Origin of the sequence: Pseudoalteromonas sp. S4492, from assembly GCF_005886115.1 — a bacterium.
GTDB classification, from domain to species: Bacteria; Pseudomonadota; Gammaproteobacteria; order Enterobacterales; family Alteromonadaceae; genus Pseudoalteromonas; species Pseudoalteromonas gelatinilytica.
Map to the genome: position 1 here is coordinate 25241 of NZ_PNCP01000026.1, position 18075 is coordinate 43315.

Genomic DNA, 18075 nt, shown 5'->3' on the forward strand with positions numbered 1-18075 from the left:
CCGTGATTAAGCGGATGCCTGCATTGCTAAATTAAAACGAAATTCACTGCCTTTTCCTAGGGTACTTTTTACGTTTATTTCACTATCCATTAGGGTGAGCAGTTGCTTGCAAATAGCAAGTCCCAAGCCTGTTGAGCCTCGTTTTATACTATTACGTGCTTGATAATGAGGTTCGAAAATCGCATTGAGTTCATCCTCATGAATACCAACCCCGGTATCAGACACTGCCACGTATAACTGATCACTTTGCTGGCTAACTTTAACGGCTATTTCACCGCCATTTGGGGTGTGCCGAATGGCATTTTCGATTAAGTTTGTAAGCACCCGCTCTAATTTTGCAATATCTGCTGTCACGGTAAAATCGCAAATTTCGGGAATAACCTTGAGCGAAATACCTGCTGATTGCGCTGTTAGAGCAAGCTTTGCCACACAATCATAAATCAACTCGCCCAAATTAAAGGTCTCGGATTGTATTTTCACTTGGCCGCACTCTAAATTAGCCAGCTCAAAAATTTGTTCAATCAGCTGTTTTAGTTGCTGGCAGTTATCCATTGCAAGGTTGAGATAATGACGTTGCTCAGGCTCGTTTAAGTGGCTATCCGGTTTATTGATCACCTCCAAAAAGCCGTGCAGTGAAGAGAGTGGCGTACGTAAATCGTGTGATAAATGAGTGAGCAACTCACGGCGTTGTCTATCAGCGTGCTGTAATGACTGAAATTGCTCATCAATACGCGCCAGCATGGCATTGACGCCTTTGCTTAAATTGCCAATTTCATCATCAGCTGTATAGCTAGAGTCCAATGACATTTTGGTTAGGCTGTAGTTAGCCGCTTCTATTTTATTAAGCTCTTTATTGAGTTTTTTGAGCGGTAAGGTGAAAAACCGAAATAACAGCAACATCGCAATAAAGAGCGCAACTAAGGCGGCTATAAACCACATTGCGGCTAGCCAAAGGTTATCATTGGCTTTAATGTTTTTAAGGGTTGTATCGTAAGCTTGCCCGCCAATTATCACGTACAAATAGCCTTGCAGTTGTTGCTGATTATAAACTGGTGCGGTCGAAAAAATTTTTACGCCATCGTTGCTACGTGGATCGTCACCATAAATTGGCGTGGCAGTGGGGTTGTCGAGCAGCTGCTGTATCGGGCTTAAGTTTATTTGTTGCCTCACGACTTGCCCCGGTTTGGCGGAATAAGTCAGTAAATGACCTTCTGGATCTACAAAATAAAATTCAAATGCCGGACCAAGTATCATCAGCGTGTGAAATAAGTTTTCTAGTGCCTTATAGTCATACACACCTTGCTGGATCAGTGGGTTATCATGCACTAAATGTTCGGCTAATTGGAGGTGCAAATTTTGCTGAGCATGGTGTACCGAGCTTTGCTCTAATTGCTTACTCCAATTTAAAACAAGTGCGCACAACAGGCTAAAAATAATCACTAATGACCAAGCGAGTTTTTGATAAAGCGTCATTGATTTCATTAGTTTGCACTCAATTGACCGGGGTTTAATTTATAGCCTACACCCCAAACTGTTTCGATAAAATTGGCTGAGTGATGTTGCTCAAACTTACTGCGTAAACGGTTTATATGGGAATTAACCGTATGCTCGTAGCCGCTGTGTTGATAGCCCCATACTTGGTCTAGTAGCTGCTGGCGGCTAAAAACATGGTTTGGGTGTTTGGCAAAGTAGACCAGTAAATCAAATTCGGTGGCGGTTAAGTTAATTACTTGGTCAGCTAAAAATGCTTGGTGGCTGGCAAATTCAATGTGTAGCTCTCCAAGTTGAATTGCCGCTTGAGCGCTATCTTCATGGTGTGATTGAGCTGCTATAAGTTGTGACCTATGCCGTAATTGTGTTTTTATTCGTGCTTGTAACTCTCTAGCGAAGAACGGCTTGCAAATGTAATCATCAGCGCCCATTTCCAGACCAATCACTCTGTCCATATCGCTACTGAGTGCGGTCAGTAAAATAACGGCAATACTTGGGTAGTGCTCTTTAATTTTGCGACATAAGCTCAAGCCATCCATTTGTGGCAGGTTAATATCAAGCAGTACTAAGCCATAACTTGAGCTGGCAAGCTTCTTTATTGCAGTTTCTGCGCTCGAGGCTTCATCAATATGTAAGTTTAGGCAGTGCAATTGTGTGCTAATAAGTTGGCGGATTGCTCTATCATCTTCGACGATTAATAATTTTTCTTGGCGCATGGCTCACTCCAAATCACAGAGGCACATCCTTATGACCTTCTGTGTAAGGAGTGCGATTATTATTGCGTCCGCGTTATCGTGATCCGAGCAACCGGGTTATCAAACTTATGCTGGCTGGTGAGCACTGAGTTTGTCAGGCCATCATCTTGACTAACCACACCTGGGTGCATTGCAACACGGTTAATATCGTCACGCATTTCGTTGTAGCCTTCGCCTGAGTCGGCAGGGCCTGGGATCGTGCCTTGTGCTTCAGAGTTAGCCTCTGTGCCTGCATCATAGGCAAAACTAGTGCGAGACAGTGACTCATTAACCGCTAACGAAGACACGTCTATTGCATTAAGACCGGTAAACGCGTCATTTGTATTCACCAACATGGTCGCTAAGCTGATTTTTAATGAATCAAGCTGCTCAGTACTCAGCATTAAAGTGACTTGCTCACCTGGAGGGAGTGGACTCTCAGCTGAGCTTGAGGCCATAGCAAAATCAGTTGCTAATAATTCACTGTTATCTCCTCCTTCAGCCATTAATTCGAGCGCAGCAGAAGCTGGTTCACCTATTTGCCAAAGCATACCCTCAGAGTGAGCAATGGCTGCAATCGGTGACAATGGTTGGGCATTGGTTAAATTCGTAACTTGTACTGTAAATTCATAGCTCATAACGGGCATTACAGGATCTGTTACTTCCACCTCGTTATTATCTGAATCCCCACAGGCCGCAAGGCTGGCACTCAATGCGAGGATAATTAAGCTTTTTGAAAAGCGCATAATAACCTCCTATTTAACCGTAACTGTTAGCATCGCAACTGGATTTAACCATCTGTGTACGGTGTTATCGAGGTCACTTATCCCCGCTTCTAAATCGTCGTCGCCTAAGTTACCCGGATGAATATGCACCATCATATTCGTTTCGCTACTGGTGACGCCGCTGCCATTCATACCCGCATTGCCACCCGGTGCAGCAGGAATACCTGGCGTGCCCGGCATGCCTGAGCCTTCAACAACAAGCTCATCATTGGCTTCGGTGCCCGCATCATAGGCATTGAGATAAACAGTGTAGGTACCAGCTTCTGTTGGGATCATCCAACTATCTAAACCTACAAAGCCATCATTGGTAGGCAGTAGCATGGCTGTTAGAGATAAGTAGTTATTGCCATCCTTGGTGGATAAGCTCGCCATCGTTGAGCTTGCTGGTGCCAGTAAACCTTCAGCTGGATTGGCAACCATGTCGCTGTTTGCGGCTGTGGCTTCAGTCATTAATGGCTCGAGATTGCCACCTTCAGCCATAGTTTGTAGGGCTGTAGAAGCAGGCATAGCAACGCTGAAAAGTTTGCTATCACTGTTATGAGCTGTAATGAGGATAGGGGTAAAGTGTAAACCTTGCGTGAGGTTAGTTAGTTTTATATCAAGCTCAGCAGCTTGGCTTGCAAGGCTAGTTACTGCGCATGCAGCGAACAAAGTTAAAGGTAAAGCTTTCATGTGAGATTCCTGTTTTTGATGATTCAAAACCAGTATCGAATAGCAATATCCAGAAACTCTCACAAAGTTATCACATTTTTATCACAGCGTTGATTACAGTCTTTAGTGTTGGTTTGGAGTATTAAATTTAACCAATTTAGCTAGGGTAAAAGGTCATTACAGTTTATAGTAGAGAGACAAACAGACCCATAACAAGGAATTTAAAATGGATGATAATCAAAAAGTTGAAATAATTGTGGCAGATAAAGAGCAGCGCACATGGGCAATGTTTTGTCACTTAAGTGCCTTAGCCGGCTTGCTTTTCCCGTTCGGCTCAGTGATTGGACCTTTGATTGTTTGGCTTGTAAAAAAAGAAGAAATGCCACTTGTAGCTGAGCATGGACGCAAGTCATTAAACTTTCAATTAACCATGATGATCGCCTACATTGTCTGCTTTATGCTGATGTTTGTTGTCGTTGGTGTCATTCTGTTGCCATTGGTTGCGCTATTCTCATTGATTATGGTGGTCGTATCGGCGATTAAAGCCAACGATGGTAAAGAAGTTAAATACCCTATGGCGATAGAATTTATAAAGTAAACTAATTGCCATATACTAAAAGCTCAGCCATTTGCTGAGCTTTTTTATGTGATGTTTATGGCCTACTTATCGTTATTTCTCAGCGCGTTTATTTCCGCAACCTTATTACCTAGCTCTTCAGAATTAGTGATGACTGCAATGATAGCCAGTGGTGACTATCTACTTTGGTTGTTATGGCTAAGTGCAACCGTGGGTAATGTGCTTGGGAGTTGTGTGAATTATTGGCTGGGCACGCAGGTTATGCGATTTAAAGACCGTAAATGGTTTCCTGTTTCACAAAACTCGATAGACAAAGCCGAACAGCAATTTAATAAGTACGGTGTTTACAGTTTGTTGTTTGCTTGGCTGCCTATTATCGGCGACCCTTTAACGGTTGTTGGCGGAATTTTTAGGGTTAAGTTTTCAATCTTTTTGTTACTCGTGACCCTAGGCAAAGGCGCACGTTATTTAGCTGTGCTTGCCTTTGCTCTTGGACTTGATAAATTATTTTAACCTTTTAGCCAATCAAGGGTCAGTGATACTGAATCAGCAAAGCGCAGCGCATGAGGTTTATCGACGCGTACTTTGGCATAGTGAACACTTTGATGCTGGTGGCAAATTGCTAAAATTTCAGCAACCAATTTTTCTAACAGCAAAAAGTGGCCTTCTTCGACAAGGCTGATCACTTCTTTGGTGATGGTCTTGTAGTTTAGTGCTTTATCGACTGCGTCAGTCTCACAAGCTTGATCAGCGGGATAGTGAATTTCTAAATTAATCACTACATCTTGCTTTTTCTCACGTTCCTCAGGGTTAAAACCTATAAAGGTTCGTAGCCTGAGGTTAGTGACATTAATAATTGCGTTGGCCATCATTACCCTCTAACTAGTTGTAAAAACTCGTTACGGGTTTTTGGATCGGCTCTGAAGTTACCTAACATAACCGATGTACGCATGCTTGAGTTTTGCTTTTCAACGCCGCGCATCATCATACACATGTGTTTTGCTTCAACGATTACGCCAACACCTTTCGCGCCAGTTACTTCTTCAACTGCTTTAGCAATTTGATGGGTTAATTGTTCTTGAATTTGGAAACGACGCGCATACATGTCAACAATTCGCGCAAACTTAGATAAACCAAGTACTTTGCCGTTAGGGATATAAGCGATATGACAGCGGCCAACAAATGGCAGCAAGTGATGCTCACACATAGAGTAAAGCTCAATGTCTTGGATCAATACCATGTCATCGGCATCTGAAGTGAATACCGCATTATTGGTGATCTCGTCTAACGTTTGACGATAACCCTTAGTTAGGTATTCCATTGCTTTTGCTGCGCGTTTTGGTGTGTCGAGTAGTCCTTCACGAGCAGGATCTTCACCCACTGCGCTAATTATTTGTTGGTAACTGTTTTTTAAATCATCGTGCATAGCTTTCTCAGTAATTCGTTATTTTAAATGTCTGCCACCATCAACAGGCATAGAGCGACCTGTGATGTAGTGACTGTTTAGTAATAGTTCTACGCTGTTAATAATCTCGGCGCAGCCGGGCTCAATGCCCATTAGCGATTTCTTTAATGTTTTTGCTTTGTATTCGTCGCTATCGTGCTCGTTAAAAATGATAAGCGAGGGAGCGATAGCATTCACTTTAATGGCTGGTGCAAATTTAGCGGCAAACGACTTGGTTAAATTATCAAGCGCCGCTTTACTTGCTGCATAAGCAAGGTGCTTAGGGCTACCTTTTTCAACCACATAATCGGTTAGGTGAATAATATCTGCGGCTTGGCCACTGTTTTGCTGATAATGCAGCAACAAATCAGAAGCTGCTAGATTAATTAAATAAGGCGCTTTGGCGTGAATACGCATCATGTTATCAAACAGGTCTGCGTAATCGTGGTTATTTTCCTCACAATCCCAGCTAGACGCATTATGGATAATTGCTTTGAGCTGATTGGTATGGGTTTTTAATTCTTCGATAAAATGCCCGATAGCTTGGTCACTATTAAAATCGGCATGAAGACAAGTAGCACCTTTTCCTGCAAGCACATCTATTGCTGCATGGCGGGTACGATAAGTGACTATGATTTCTTGCCCTTGCGCTAAAAAGTGCTCGGCCAGAGCGAGTCCAATACGTTGGCCTGCGCCAGTAATTAATATGGGCGATGACATAAAATAATATAAAACCTTAGATTTTTAATACGAAATGTAATGTATTTAATGGCTATAACTGTAACAACTATAAACCAAATTACAGAACTATTTCATCTTTACTGCAATCATGTTGCCAAACTTTCTACGCGATACTGTCAAACATAGATCAGTTGCTCGGTTTTCTGTCTCAGGCATAATAGCCATACTTGATGCTTTTCTTTTTCACTATGTTTGCTGTCATAAAATCATTTAGCTGGCTACGGACTGTGCCATGGCTATTTATAATCGCTGTTTACAGTACTTTATTGCTTTCGCAAGGGCCTGCTAATGCGGTGAGTAATTTTGTGGCGCAATTGAGTATTGCTGCAACGATGGCCGTTGGCTCATTTGTTGCTGGTGGCACGGCTCTAGGAGGCGGTGCGGTAGCGTTTCCGGTAATGACCAAACTATTAGCAATTGAACCTGCGACAGCGAAAGTGTTCTCTCTTGCTATCCAAAGCTTTGGTATGACAGCAGCAGCTTTAACAATTATTTTTAGCCGTATCCCTTACTACAAACAAGTGGTGTTAATCGCGACGCCAATGGCTATTTTAGGCGCTGTATTGAGTTTATTGTTCATTGCTGATCATTTACCAAGGTTAGCGGTGAAAGGGGTCTTTAGCGCACTATTATTATGTTTTGCGTTGACCTTAGCATGGCGTATTTATCGCCGAGCTCAGCATATTTGTAGCCAAACAAAGATTATTGTGAATAAAACGCGGGTCGCGTTGATTGCAACGCTGGGTGGTGTTGCATCAGGGTTGGTAGGGTCGGGCGCCGATATTGCTATTTTTGCGCTGTTAGTTATTGCTTATAACGCGAATATCCAACGTGCAACGGCAACCACGGTGATCATTATGGCTGTGACGTCTGTCGTTGCAAGTATCGTGAATTATTTTTACCTCGAGACAATTAACTCACAAATTCAAGCCTACTTATTAGCTGCAATTCCTGTTGTGGTGCTTGGCGCACCGCTTGGTGCTTATGTGTGTGCAAAAGTGAAAAGCGGGCAACTCATTAGCTTTTTATTTCTACTCATTGCCCTCGAGGTGTCATTTACGATTTATGAATTGCTGAGTGTTGTTTAAAGCGCATCGTAAACAGTTGGGATCGCTTGGCGCTTATGCTGAGTACGTAAGTAAATGCCAGTCAGCTTTTCTTCAACTTCACTACTGACGTCTTTACCTTCTAAGAAATCATCAATTTGATCGTAAGTGAGGCCAAGCGCTTCTTCGTCAGTCAGGCCTGGGCGATCACATTCTAAATCGGCAGTCGGGGCTTTATGCACAAGTACTGCTGGCGCACCTAAGTGCTCAGCAAGTGCACGAACTTGACGTTTTGATAAACCAAATAGGGGGGCTAAATCACACGCTCCGTCACCAAATTTTGTGTAAAAACCAGTGATGTTCTCTGCACTGTGATCGGTACCAACAACTAACCCTTGGCAGAAGCCGGCAATTTCATATTGTGCAACCATGCGCTGGCGTGCTTTTACATTACCTTTGATAAAGTCGATTTTAGCTTGTTCTGGCAATTCGGCGCCACCACCAACAACCGCGGCCATTGCTTGTTCATGCATGCCATCGACAGCCGCTTTGATGTTAACCGTCATACGTTTACTCGGTTGAATAAAATCAACGGCTAGTTGTGCTTCGTCTTCGTCTGCTTGTACGCCGTAAGGTAAGCGCACAGCAATAAATTGATATTCGTTGGTGTTATGTTCTTGGTTTAATTCATCCACCGCTAATTGGCATAAACGGCCGCAGGTTGATGAGTCAACACCGCCACTGATCCCTAATACAAGTGAGCGAGAGTGCGCAGCAATAAGTCGGCTTTTAAGAAAGTTAACACGACGGGTGATTTCCGCTTTTACATCAATAGTTGGTTGGACTTTCATTTCCGCCAGAATGTCGGCACGCATGGTAGAGCTCCTATTTTTCGTTGTGGTTGTCAGCGTTTAGTACATTATGTTACGGGCGCAGTTTTTATTAAAGACCTAAATGCGCTTTTATTGCGTTAATTTGCTGCTTAAGATCTTCGATTTCGCTTCGTAATTGTTGCACTTCACTACTGTTATCCTGCATCGGCTCGTTACTTGCCATGTCTTCAGTAATGCTGTCTGGGTCAACAAATAAGTGCATGTAGCGGCTCTCTCGCTTGCCTGGCTCTCGTGCTAAGCGCGCAACATGTTCTTGCTCTATAAGTGCATTTAATGCGGCTTCGACTTCATTGACGTTACTGAACTCAGCGAGGCGGTTGCTGCGAGTTCTCAGTTCGCCTGGTGTTTGCGGGCCACGTAACAGTAACAAACAAATTATGGCTCGTTGCTGCTCAGTAAATTGCAAACTGCCAAATTCGGTATTACAAAAGCGGTGAGCGTATTTATTTACACGCCCTGATAGCCCTTCATCAACCGTCACTAAGCGTGATGCAATAAGCTCATCGAGTGTATCTTGGACTTGCGCTTCAGTGAGAGACAATACTGGCTCACGGTTAGATTTTTGATTACATGCATTAGTCAGTGAGTTTAAAGATAATGGATAATGTTCGGGTGTTGTACTTTGCTTTTCGAGTAAACAGCCAATAACACGTTGTTGAATTGATGATAATTGCATGGTTTTACTCTCTTTCTTTATTCTTCAGTGGTTAGCCACACTGTTAACTTTTTATTGAGCGAGTCAAATTTTAGGGGTTTGGTAACATAGTCGTTCATACCTGCGTTTAAACAACGCTCTTTGTCACCTTGCATCGCATTTGCAGTGAGTGCGACGATATTAACTCCCTGATGAGCTGCGCCTGCTTCACCTGCCCGAATGGCTCGTGTTGCTTGGTAACCATCCATTTCTGGCATTTGGCAATCCATTAACACTAATTGATAGGGGCTTTGTTCTCGGCTTGAAAGTTTTGCAATCGCTTCAAGGCCATTTTCGGCAATATCAAAACTAATGCCTGCTTGTTTTAGCAACGAACCTGCCACCATCTGATTTACTTTATTATCTTCAACCAGCAACACTTGCGACTCAGCGCTACCGCTGTTTGTCATCACTTTGGTAATTAGGGTTTCTTTATTAACCTGCTGCTGTTCAATGTACTTGTCGTTCGCAAGAGCATTAAATAAATCAGACTGCGTTAATGGTTTAAAGATAATACTCTCAACTTTTAAGGTTTGTCTTGTTTGTTTTTCTGTTAGGCTCATAGGCGCCATTAAAATACGCTTGCAGCTGGTGGCATTGAAGTAGTTTAAGAACTCTTTCTGCAATTCTTTAGTAGCACTGTTATAAAACTTATAATCTATTAGAATTGCATCGCAGCCCTTATTATCAGGCATGGCTGCGCGATTTAATAAGTTTGGCATATCGCTGTAAGTTTCTACCTCAGCTCCCCACAACTGCAATTGCTTTTTGGCGATATTGCTGCTGAGCTTACAGCTATCAGCAATTAAGATATGTTTTTTATCAATAATATGACTTGGCTCTGGCGCATGTTTCGTGTGATCACGTTTAACCTTTACTGAGAAATTAAAGGTGCTGCCTTCTCCGTATGAGCTAACGACACTGACATCTCCAGCCATCAACTGACAAAGCTGTTTTACAATTGCAAGGCCAAGCCCCGTACCGCCGTATTGACGGGTGGTAGAGGCATCTGCTTGCGTGAATGAGTCAAATAAAGTGGCTTGCTTTTCAGGCTTAATTCCCACTCCCGAATCAATAACAGAGCAGTTCAAGAACAATTCTTCATTGCTAGTTTCGAGCTTGGCGATAACAATTATCTCACCATCTTTTGTGAATTTAACCGCGTTGCTCACTAGGTTATTGATGATTTGCCTAATCCGATTGGGGTCACTGATAATAAACCCGTGATGAAGATTCGTTGTATCAAGCAGTAGTTTGGTATTGTTCTGTTCAGCCTTAATAGCAAACGATTCGATTGTGTCGCCTAGTAATTTAGACACGTTGAAGCTGACATTTTCAATATCGAGTTTACCAGCCTCAATTTTAGAGAAATCTAAAATATCATTAATGATATGCAGTAAAGACTCTGCTGATGATTGCGCAAGTTCAAGATGGTGGTTTTGTTGGCTATCTAGCTTGCTTTGTTTAATGATATTGAGCATGCCGATCACGCCATTCATCGGGGTGCGGATCTCATGACTCATACTCGCTAAAAATTCACTTTTGGCTTTTACGGCTTGTTCTGCAGCTTCTTTTGCTTGAACGAGTTGTTGTTCGGTCTCTATACGACGTTGGCTGGCATGCAAACTACCAATGAGTGCGGCAACGGCAATTAAAAAGCTTTCTTCATTTTTACTCCAATGCCTACGTGTAAAGCATTTTTCAGCGCACACCACCCCCATGCTTTTACTCCCTGTGGGAATAATCACCGTTAACATTGAGCGTATATTAAACCAATCTAGGTAATTGCTACGAAGATCACTTGTCAGAGGGTGTTGCTGGGCATCGCTGGCATTAATTACTGCGTGATTATTAATGGCATCAAAATAGTTTTGAAATTCAATTTGTTGCAACGATATGGCTTCATTAAATTCGGGTTGGCTCTGATCGTGAATGGCAAAGGTGTTGAGCGATTGTCGATCGTCACTGAATAGCCAGATACTGGCGCGATCTATATCAAATGCATGACAAATGGCTTGCACAATAACATGCTTGGAGAGGTTTAGATTACCTGTCAGTACCGCATCATTGACGGTGAGAGACGCTAAAATCTCGTTATGTAAGGCGATTTTGTTATTTTCGAGCTCAACACGTTTACGGGTATCAATATTTTGCAGTGAGCCAAAAAGTTTTATACAACGACCATTTTTGTGTTCGGCTTCACCATGTAGCAGCACCCAAATTTCATCACCTTCTGCAGTGATGATCTCAACTTGTGTTTCAAAACTTTCACCATACTTGATTGCGCGCTCGTTCAAACGGCGAATTTTATCGCGGCTTTCGCCAGCTTTGAAATGGGTAAAGTTAGCAGGCCACTCAGGTTGAACATTCAGTGGAAACTTAAATATTTGCTTGGTCATATCTGACCAATACACGGTTTTTGTTTCAAGGTTAAATGACCATGCACCCACTTTGGCAAGGCTACTCATGGTTTCTAACATGCGTTCGCTTTTGTACTGTCTTTCAACCATGCGCAAAAAGAATAGTGAAGCACAAGCAAACAAAATGCAGAACAAAATAATGGCGAATCTTAGAGGCCAAACAGCAGAGCTTGGTGGCTGCCAGCCAGATTTTGGCGAGGCATACATGCGCCACTCACCACCGGGCAGGTTTATCGTAAAGCTTAGAGGTTTTGTGTTAAGTATATCTTCTGAGCCATAGAAAAAATCGCCTTGTAAACCGCGACCACCACGGCCTTGCAGTGCAACATCATAATGCTGGCTAAGCGCAATCAAACCCGAATTGCTATAGATTTTATTTACATCGAGTACGACCGAGAGGAGTCCCCAAAAAGTGTTCTCAGGAGGAATGAACACCGGCATTCTTGCTATCAGCGCTTGGCCTCCTTGTACAAGCTCCAAAGGGCCTGCCATAACAATACGATTTTCATCTCGAGCTCTAATCGCATCATCACGCTGTGCTGGATTTTCTAAAAAGTTTAGCCCGATGGATTTTTCGTTGCCTGCGAGAGGATAAGTCATTTGGATAATCATATCCGGTGCTGCACCGATGTTTCTAAGTTCTGAAGAGGTTGCGAATAAGGGCGCGGCTATTTGCTCATAGCGAGCTTGGTCTAAATTGGGTTCGGCAGCAACGGCAACGGCAAGGCCCCTAACAAGTTGAATGTTAGATACTAAGGTGGCTTCGAGCTCTGCACGATAGGCGCTGATTTTTGCAAGCTCCTGCGCCCGAAAAGCATCTTTCTCACGGCTGTAATTAATTTGGTCGATGACGAAGCCAATTACCACCACACAGGCGAGTGAAACCCAGAAGGCTAGCTTCAGTTTTTGCAGCTTTTTATTATCTGTTTCGGTGGCTAGCGGCATGAGAAATATCGGGTTTTATACTTTCTACCTACTATAGACAATTTCTGTGGTAATTAACAATGAACAGTAGACTAAGAGTACTAATTGCAATTATTTGTATCGCAACACTATTCTTTCACAAAACTCAGGTTAATATAGTGTTACTTTAGCGCAAGGATAATTGGCATGTTTAAGATAATCAAATGGTTACTCATAGGTTTGTTCGTGGTGGTGTTACTCGCAACCGGGCTTGTTTATGGCGTATTAAACTTAAGTTTACCGGCACTTGATGGCCGTGGTAAAAGTGGCGCTATTGCGCAGTCTGTCAAGATCGAGCGAGATACGTTGGGGCAAGCTGTTATTCATGCCGAAAACCGTTTAGATGCGGCCTATGCATTAGGCTTTGCGCATGGTCAGGATCGATTCTTTCAGATGGATTTACTGCGCCGTAATGCTGCTGGCGAACTCAGCGAGTTATTTGGTAAAGCCGCTATTGGACTTGATAAAAAAATGCGCTTTCATCAGCTACGTAAACGTAGTCAGATTGCGGTTGCACAATTACCCGCTAAAGATAAAGCGCTATTAAAAGCGTATGCGAATGGAGTCAATGAAGGCCATGCACAAGTTGGCTATGATAGTTTTGAGTATTTACTCACTGGCGCTGAAGCAAAGCCTTGGCAAAGTGAAGATAGCTTGCTAATCATTTTTAGCATGTACCTTGATTTGCAATCGACGACGTTTCAGCGTGACAAAGCATTGATCGAAATCGAAGATTTATATGGCAAGGAGATGGTTGACTTTATTACGCAGCCTAGCCTCTATCAAGCTGCACTCGATAACAGCCAATTAGCGCCTTATGACGGCGGTATTCCTAATCTTAAAGACGCTCAATGGGCTATGACAGAGATTGCCGACCGAAAAGAACTTGGCAGTAATAACTGGGCTGTAACTGGGCAGCTAACTGAAACCGGTGCAGCCATGCTGTCTGACGATATGCACTTATCATTTGCAGTGCCAATCATTTGGTACCGTGCTCAGCTTAATTACCCTCTCAATGGCGAAATGCAACAAATCACTGGTGTGTCTTTACCAGGCGCTCCTGCCATTGTTGTTGGGACCAATAATAAAATTGCGTGGGGATTCACTAACGGTTATTTAGATACAGCGGATTGGGTCGCACTTGAGAGTAAAGAGAAAACCTGGCAAATAGATGAACCAATTTTACTCAATGACGGCAACAGCGAAAATTACGCTTTAACCATGAGTGAGTACGGCCCGGTTAAAGAAATTAACGGCAAACCTTATGCGCTAAGTTGGGTTGCTCACCATGAGTATGCGGTTGATATGGAATTACTTAAGCTTGAGCAAGCAAACACTGTTGACGATGCATTAGCACTTGCTGCTGAGGTGGGAATTCCTGTACAAAATTTAATGGTCGTTGATGATAAAGGTAATGCAGCTTGGAAGAATATGGGGGCTGTGCCTGCCCGTAAAGTTCCGCATCAATTAGCTGTTTCAGAGCAAGCGTATCCTGCAGCATGGCATGATAACGAAACGCAGCGTCCATTTGTAAAAAATCCAGAAAGTGGCCGATTATGGACAGGCAACTCACGAGTCGTTTCAGCAGAGGATGATCAGCGCTTTGGTAATGGTGGTTATGCAATGGGGGCTCGCTCGGCACAAATTCGCGATCGCCTATTTGAAAAGCAGCAGTTTAACGAACACGATTTTTACGACTTACAACATGATAACGAAGCGCGTTTCTTAACGGCTTGGCATAAACTGCTGGTCAAACAGCTTAGCGCTGCCGGCGATAAATATGCCCTGTATTTAAAAGAGCTAAATAATTGGCAGGCGTGTGCTTGTAGCGACTCAATTGGCTACACCCTAGTCAAACGCTACCGCAGTGAAGTGATTAATGGCTTATTTAGTCCGTTAGAGAATAAGCTAAAAGCCCTCGATAGTAGCTTAAAACCAGTAAAGCGAGACTTAGAGCCCGCTGTTTGGCAACTTATCGAAGAGCAGCCTCAGGCATGGTTAAATCCTGAGTATGCAAACTGGCAACAGCAAATGGTAGGAGCTTTTGATCGCGTTATCACCAAACTAACCGAGCAATACGGTAAAAACCCGCACAGCTGGGAGTGGGGCAAGGTTAACGAATTAGTGATTGAGCACCCATTTGCTAAGCAAATACCCGCATTGAAAAGTTTACTGAATATGCCAACAGCGCCAGGGTTTGGTGATACCTTTATGCCTTCGGTGCAAGGACGTAGCTTTGGCGCTTCGCAGCGCTTTATTGTCCAACCTGGGCACTTAGATAAAGCAATTATGGCAATTCCGGGAGGGCAGTCTGGGCACCCATTGTCAGAATTTTACCGCGCAGGATTTAATGATTATGTCAGTAATGGTTTAACACCATTATTGCCGCAAGAGATTGCCCACAGTATCACTATCGATGCGGTTAATTAACCGCATCAGCATCTTTAAAAGCAGGGTGTTGGCCTTTGGCAACGGTTGTTTGGTTGCGCCCTGCATGCTTACTTTTATACAGCGCCTCATCGGCGTGCTGTAGCATTTTTTCTATTGAAGCGAGCGGTTGCCATTCAATAAGCCCAAAACTCATGGTGACATTGAGATCAGGAAACTCGTGATGCGCCTCTAATTCGGCGATTTTTAAACGTAGCGCTTCAATTTTTGCAAAGGCTTGTTTTGCATCTGTATTGGTTAATAAAATTAAAAACTCTTCACCCCCCCAACGTACCGCAATATCGTCATCATCAATAAATTGGCGAATGAGCCTTGCGACATTAATGAGCACCGTATCACCTTTTTCGTGGCCGTAATTGTCATTAATATTTTTAAATTTATCGATGTCAGCCATAACAATGCAAAGGTTGCTCTCAAGCTCGATGCTTTTTTGATGTGCAGCAGTAATCAGCTTTTTTGCAAAACGGCGGTTATAGAGTTTAGTGAGTGGGTCGCGAGCGGCCATGTCGGTTAACTCAACACGTTGTGACAAGGTGATTTCTCTAATTAGACCCATGCCGTAGACCATAGGTAAGCCAGCAATAATGATGTTGATCACATTCACGTGTGGGAGGAGTTCAGGGTAAGCAAAACTGTACTGAACATCTGCAAAAAATACATACAGCAGGGCGAATGTCGCAATCATCATTAGGCTATAAAAAGCAGCGCGTTTAAAGGTTAATTGATAATCGATCATTAAAATACAAGACACTGTCCACAAGTAAAATTGAAAGCCTGCACCTAAGCCTAGGGTGGCGCAGACAATCACTGCATGAATAATTACTTCTAGACAAAATACTCTGAGTGCTAGCGAAGTCAGTCCTTGCTTAATTAAGAAGATACCGCTGGCCCAAGCAAACACGCTCAAAATATTAACTAACGCAAGCATGTTCGCCCCTATGTGGGCAAATGCGGGGATCAGCAAAGCATGAACAATTAGCGCAAAGTATGCGATTTTGGAAATAATCAGAAATTTAACGTGTTCAATTTCTTCTAAGCCAGATTGCTTTGATTGTTTTAATAAATGTTTGATCAATCCAACCTCTAATACACATGGAAGTAGCATAATTATAGATTAAAAGCTGAACAATGCAGGTTTATAATTGCTCGCTTTTGCTTTGTAAACTTAGGTAGGTTCTGTTTATGAATGAGGCTAAGCGTTTGTTCACATCGAGTTTGCTAAGCTTAGGGCTTGGCAGAGTTTGCAATTGATGCCACTCTAGTTAAAGCAAATCAAGAAACATACTGACTCAATGTTTGCTGTGATTATTCTCTCGTGCCTAAAAAAGGAGTATCTATGCCGGCGGAAAAAACGCATTTAGCGATCTGTAATCTCACTAAAGAACAGTATCCACAAATCAAAACTCTGATGGATCAAGCCTATCCAGGGCTTGGTGGGGCTTGGCCTAGCCACACTATTTTTAGGCTGATAGACCAGTTTCCGGAAGGGCAAATAGGCATCGTCGATGATGGTGTCTTGGTGGGCATCGCCTTGAGTGTGCAGGTAGATTACGCGCGCTTTTCTAACCCTCATACCTACGAAGACATTGTTGATGGTCACGACCGAGTATTTAGTGACCCTGAGGGTGATGCACTTTATGGTTTGGATGTGGTTATTTCATCGACTCATCGAGGGATGCGACTTGGCAGACGTTTATACGATGCACGAAAAGAGCTGTGCCGTCAGTACAACTTACGCGCTATTTTAGCGGGTGGGCGAATTCCGCGATATTACAATCACAGTGCAGAGATGTCTCCTATGGAGTACATCGAAAAAGTTGACCACAAAGAGCTGTACGATCCGATTTTAAGCTTTCAGCTATCTAATGATTTCCAAGTTAAACGTTTACTTAAAAAGTATCTTCCTGAAGATCAGGAATCCGTTGGTTATGCCACTTTACTAGAGTGGAATAATATTATGTTTGAGCCCACTGATACGGTACTTGAGTCGACTAAATCAATTGTGCGTGTCGGTGCTGTACAGTGGCAAATGCGCTGTGTTGAGTCTGTGGAAGAACTGCTCAAGCAGGTGGAATATTTTGTTGATACGGTGTCTGACTATAAAAGTGACTTTATTCTGTTTCCGGAATTTTTCAATGCTCCATTAATGGGGCTCACTGAGCAAAGTAATCAAACGGAAGCAATTCGCTATCTGGCCGAATACACAGAAACATTCCGTGATGCGATGTCGCGCATGGCGGTTGAATACAATGCCAATATTATCACCGGCTCAATGCCGCTCGCAGAAGATGACAAGATTTATAATGTCAGCTATTTGTGCCACCGTAGCGGTAAAATTGATGAGCAGCGCAAAATTCATATTACGCCCCATGAGCAAAATGACTGGGTGATCCAAGGCGGTGACAAAATTGCGGTATTTGAAACGGATGCGGGTCGTGTCGGTATTCAAATTTGTTACGATGTTGAGTTCCCTGAGCTGTCGCGTATTCTCGCTAAGCAAGGGCTGGATATTTTGTTCGTGCCATTTTGGACGGATACTAAAAACAGTTACTTACGTGTTCGTCATTGTGCGCAAGCACGTGCAATCGAAAATGAATGTTATGTTGTGATTGCAGGCTCGGTTGGTAACCTACCAGAGGTAGAAAGTTTAGATGTACAGTACTCACAATCGGCAGTGCTTACCCCATCTGATTTCTCATTCCCGCATGATGCGACCTTGAATGAAGCAACACCGAATACCGAAATGCTGTTATTCAGTGATTTAGATATGGATAAACTGAAAATTCTTCACAGTGAAGGTACGGTAAGAAACTTAAAAGACCGCCGTGAAGATTTGTATGACGTGATCTTGAAAAAGCGAGATCAATAATGGCGTGGTTGTATTTAATTGTCGCAGGTCTGTTAGAAATTGGCTGGCCTGTTGGCCTTAAGATGTCTCAACAGGCAGACAGCCGCTGGTTAGGCATTGCAATAGCCGTCGCCTTTATGGTCGCTAGTGGCTTTATGTTGTGGTTGGCGCAGAAGGATATTCCGATGGGGACATCCTATGCTGTATGGACAGGGATCGGTGCAGCGGGCACTTTCTTGGTCGGTATTTTATTTTATGGTGATGCCGCCACATTTGGCCGCATTGCCGGAGTACTGCTGATAATTAGCGGAGTGATAACGCTCAAAATTAGTCATTAAAA

The 18075-nt window shown here is 43.2% G+C and carries 17 protein-coding genes; 6 read left to right on the forward strand and 11 right to left on the reverse strand.

The window, feature by feature from the left end:
- Positions 1–6: 6 nt before the first annotated feature.
- From CWC28_RS07875 to CWC28_RS07890, 4 genes are read right to left on the reverse strand one after another with little or no spacing between them, the layout of a single operon-like run.
- Positions 7–1482 carry a sensor histidine kinase gene (locus tag CWC28_RS07875; RefSeq protein ID WP_063700617.1) on the reverse strand — a complete coding sequence of 492 codons (1476 nt, stop codon included), beginning with the start codon at positions 1480–1482 and terminating at the stop codon, positions 7–9.
- A complete protein-coding gene (locus CWC28_RS07880; RefSeq protein WP_063700619.1) occupies positions 1482–2207 on the reverse strand; it encodes a response regulator transcription factor in 726 nt (241 codons plus the stop codon). Before CWC28_RS07880 ends, CWC28_RS07875 begins: the two co-directional genes overlap by 1 nt.
- Before the next feature lie 59 nt (positions 2208–2266).
- Positions 2267–2971, reverse strand: a complete 705-nt coding sequence (locus CWC28_RS07885; protein WP_054563701.1) for a spondin domain-containing protein — start codon at positions 2969–2971, stop codon at positions 2267–2269.
- A 9-nt stretch (positions 2972–2980) separates the two neighbouring features.
- Entirely contained in the window at positions 2981–3682 is a 702-nt protein-coding gene (locus CWC28_RS07890; RefSeq protein ID WP_063700620.1) for a spondin domain-containing protein, read from the reverse strand.
- 205 nt (positions 3683–3887) lie between these two features.
- Here CWC28_RS07890 and CWC28_RS07895 point away from each other — a divergent pair, with 205 nt between their 5' ends.
- Entirely contained in the window at positions 3888–4259 is a 372-nt protein-coding gene (locus tag CWC28_RS07895; RefSeq protein WP_054563699.1) for a DUF4870 domain-containing protein, read from the forward strand.
- Positions 4260–4316: 57 nt separating this feature from the next.
- Entirely contained in the window at positions 4317–4751 is a 435-nt protein-coding gene (locus CWC28_RS07900) for a YqaA family protein (protein ID WP_063700624.1), read from the forward strand.
- Here the strand turns inward: CWC28_RS07900 and folX are convergent.
- Genes folX through folM form a run of 3 tightly spaced genes read right to left on the reverse strand, consistent with a single transcriptional unit; the run spans position 4748 to position 6402 of the window.
- The gene (gene folX, locus CWC28_RS07905; protein ID WP_063700626.1) at positions 4748–5107 is read right to left on the reverse strand and encodes a dihydroneopterin triphosphate 2'-epimerase; all 360 of its coding nucleotides are present in this window, start codon (positions 5105–5107) and stop codon (positions 4748–4750) included. The two genes, CWC28_RS07900 and folX, sit on opposite strands and share 4 nt — an antisense overlap.
- Before the next feature lie 2 nt (positions 5108–5109).
- Positions 5110–5664: a GTP cyclohydrolase I FolE gene (folE, locus tag CWC28_RS07910; protein WP_063700628.1), complete on the reverse strand. Its 555-nt coding sequence runs from the start codon at positions 5662–5664 to the stop codon at positions 5110–5112.
- An 18-nt stretch (positions 5665–5682) separates the two neighbouring features.
- A complete protein-coding gene (folM, locus tag CWC28_RS07915) occupies positions 5683–6402 on the reverse strand; it encodes a dihydromonapterin reductase (RefSeq protein ID WP_063700630.1) in 720 nt (239 codons plus the stop codon).
- Between the two features lie 248 nt (positions 6403–6650).
- Between folM and CWC28_RS07920 the strand changes: the two genes are divergently transcribed.
- Entirely contained in the window at positions 6651–7511 is an 861-nt protein-coding gene (locus CWC28_RS07920; RefSeq protein ID WP_249324951.1) for a sulfite exporter TauE/SafE family protein, read from the forward strand.
- Here the strand turns inward: CWC28_RS07920 and nadE are convergent.
- The 3 genes from nadE to CWC28_RS07935 form a co-directional block, all read right to left on the reverse strand.
- Positions 7508–8344: an NAD(+) synthase gene (nadE, locus tag CWC28_RS07925; RefSeq protein WP_063700632.1), complete on the reverse strand. Its 837-nt coding sequence runs from the start codon at positions 8342–8344 to the stop codon at positions 7508–7510. The genes CWC28_RS07920 and nadE overlap by 4 nt on opposite strands.
- Before the next feature lie 67 nt (positions 8345–8411).
- Positions 8412–9038, reverse strand: coding sequence for a YceH family protein (locus tag CWC28_RS07930; protein WP_063700634.1), 627 nt, complete (start codon positions 9036–9038; stop codon positions 8412–8414).
- Between the two features lie 17 nt (positions 9039–9055).
- The gene (locus CWC28_RS07935) at positions 9056–12421 is read right to left on the reverse strand and encodes a response regulator (RefSeq protein WP_063700635.1); all 3366 of its coding nucleotides are present in this window, start codon (positions 12419–12421) and stop codon (positions 9056–9058) included.
- 165 nt (positions 12422–12586) lie between these two features.
- On the opposite strand from CWC28_RS07935, the gene CWC28_RS07940 reads away from it, so the two are divergent.
- A complete protein-coding gene (locus CWC28_RS07940; protein ID WP_063700637.1) occupies positions 12587–14869 on the forward strand; it encodes a penicillin acylase family protein in 2283 nt (760 codons plus the stop codon).
- Here CWC28_RS07940 and CWC28_RS07945 read toward each other — a convergent pair.
- Complete coding sequence (locus CWC28_RS07945) at positions 14862–15962, reverse strand: GGDEF domain-containing protein (protein WP_233999161.1); 1101 nt, start codon at positions 15960–15962, stop codon at positions 14862–14864. The genes CWC28_RS07940 and CWC28_RS07945 overlap by 8 nt on opposite strands.
- Positions 15963–16223: 261 nt before the next feature.
- On the opposite strand from CWC28_RS07945, the gene CWC28_RS07950 reads away from it, so the two are divergent.
- Both CWC28_RS07950 and CWC28_RS07955 read left to right on the forward strand, forming a co-directional pair.
- On the forward strand, positions 16224–17756 hold the full coding sequence (locus tag CWC28_RS07950; RefSeq protein WP_063700640.1) for a carbon-nitrogen hydrolase family protein: 1533 nt from the start codon (positions 16224–16226) through the stop codon (positions 17754–17756).
- Positions 17756–18073: a DMT family transporter gene (locus tag CWC28_RS07955; protein WP_054554646.1), complete on the forward strand. Its 318-nt coding sequence runs from the start codon at positions 17756–17758 to the stop codon at positions 18071–18073. The genes CWC28_RS07950 and CWC28_RS07955 overlap by 1 nt, the downstream gene beginning before the upstream one ends.
- Positions 18074–18075 lie beyond the last annotated feature (2 nt).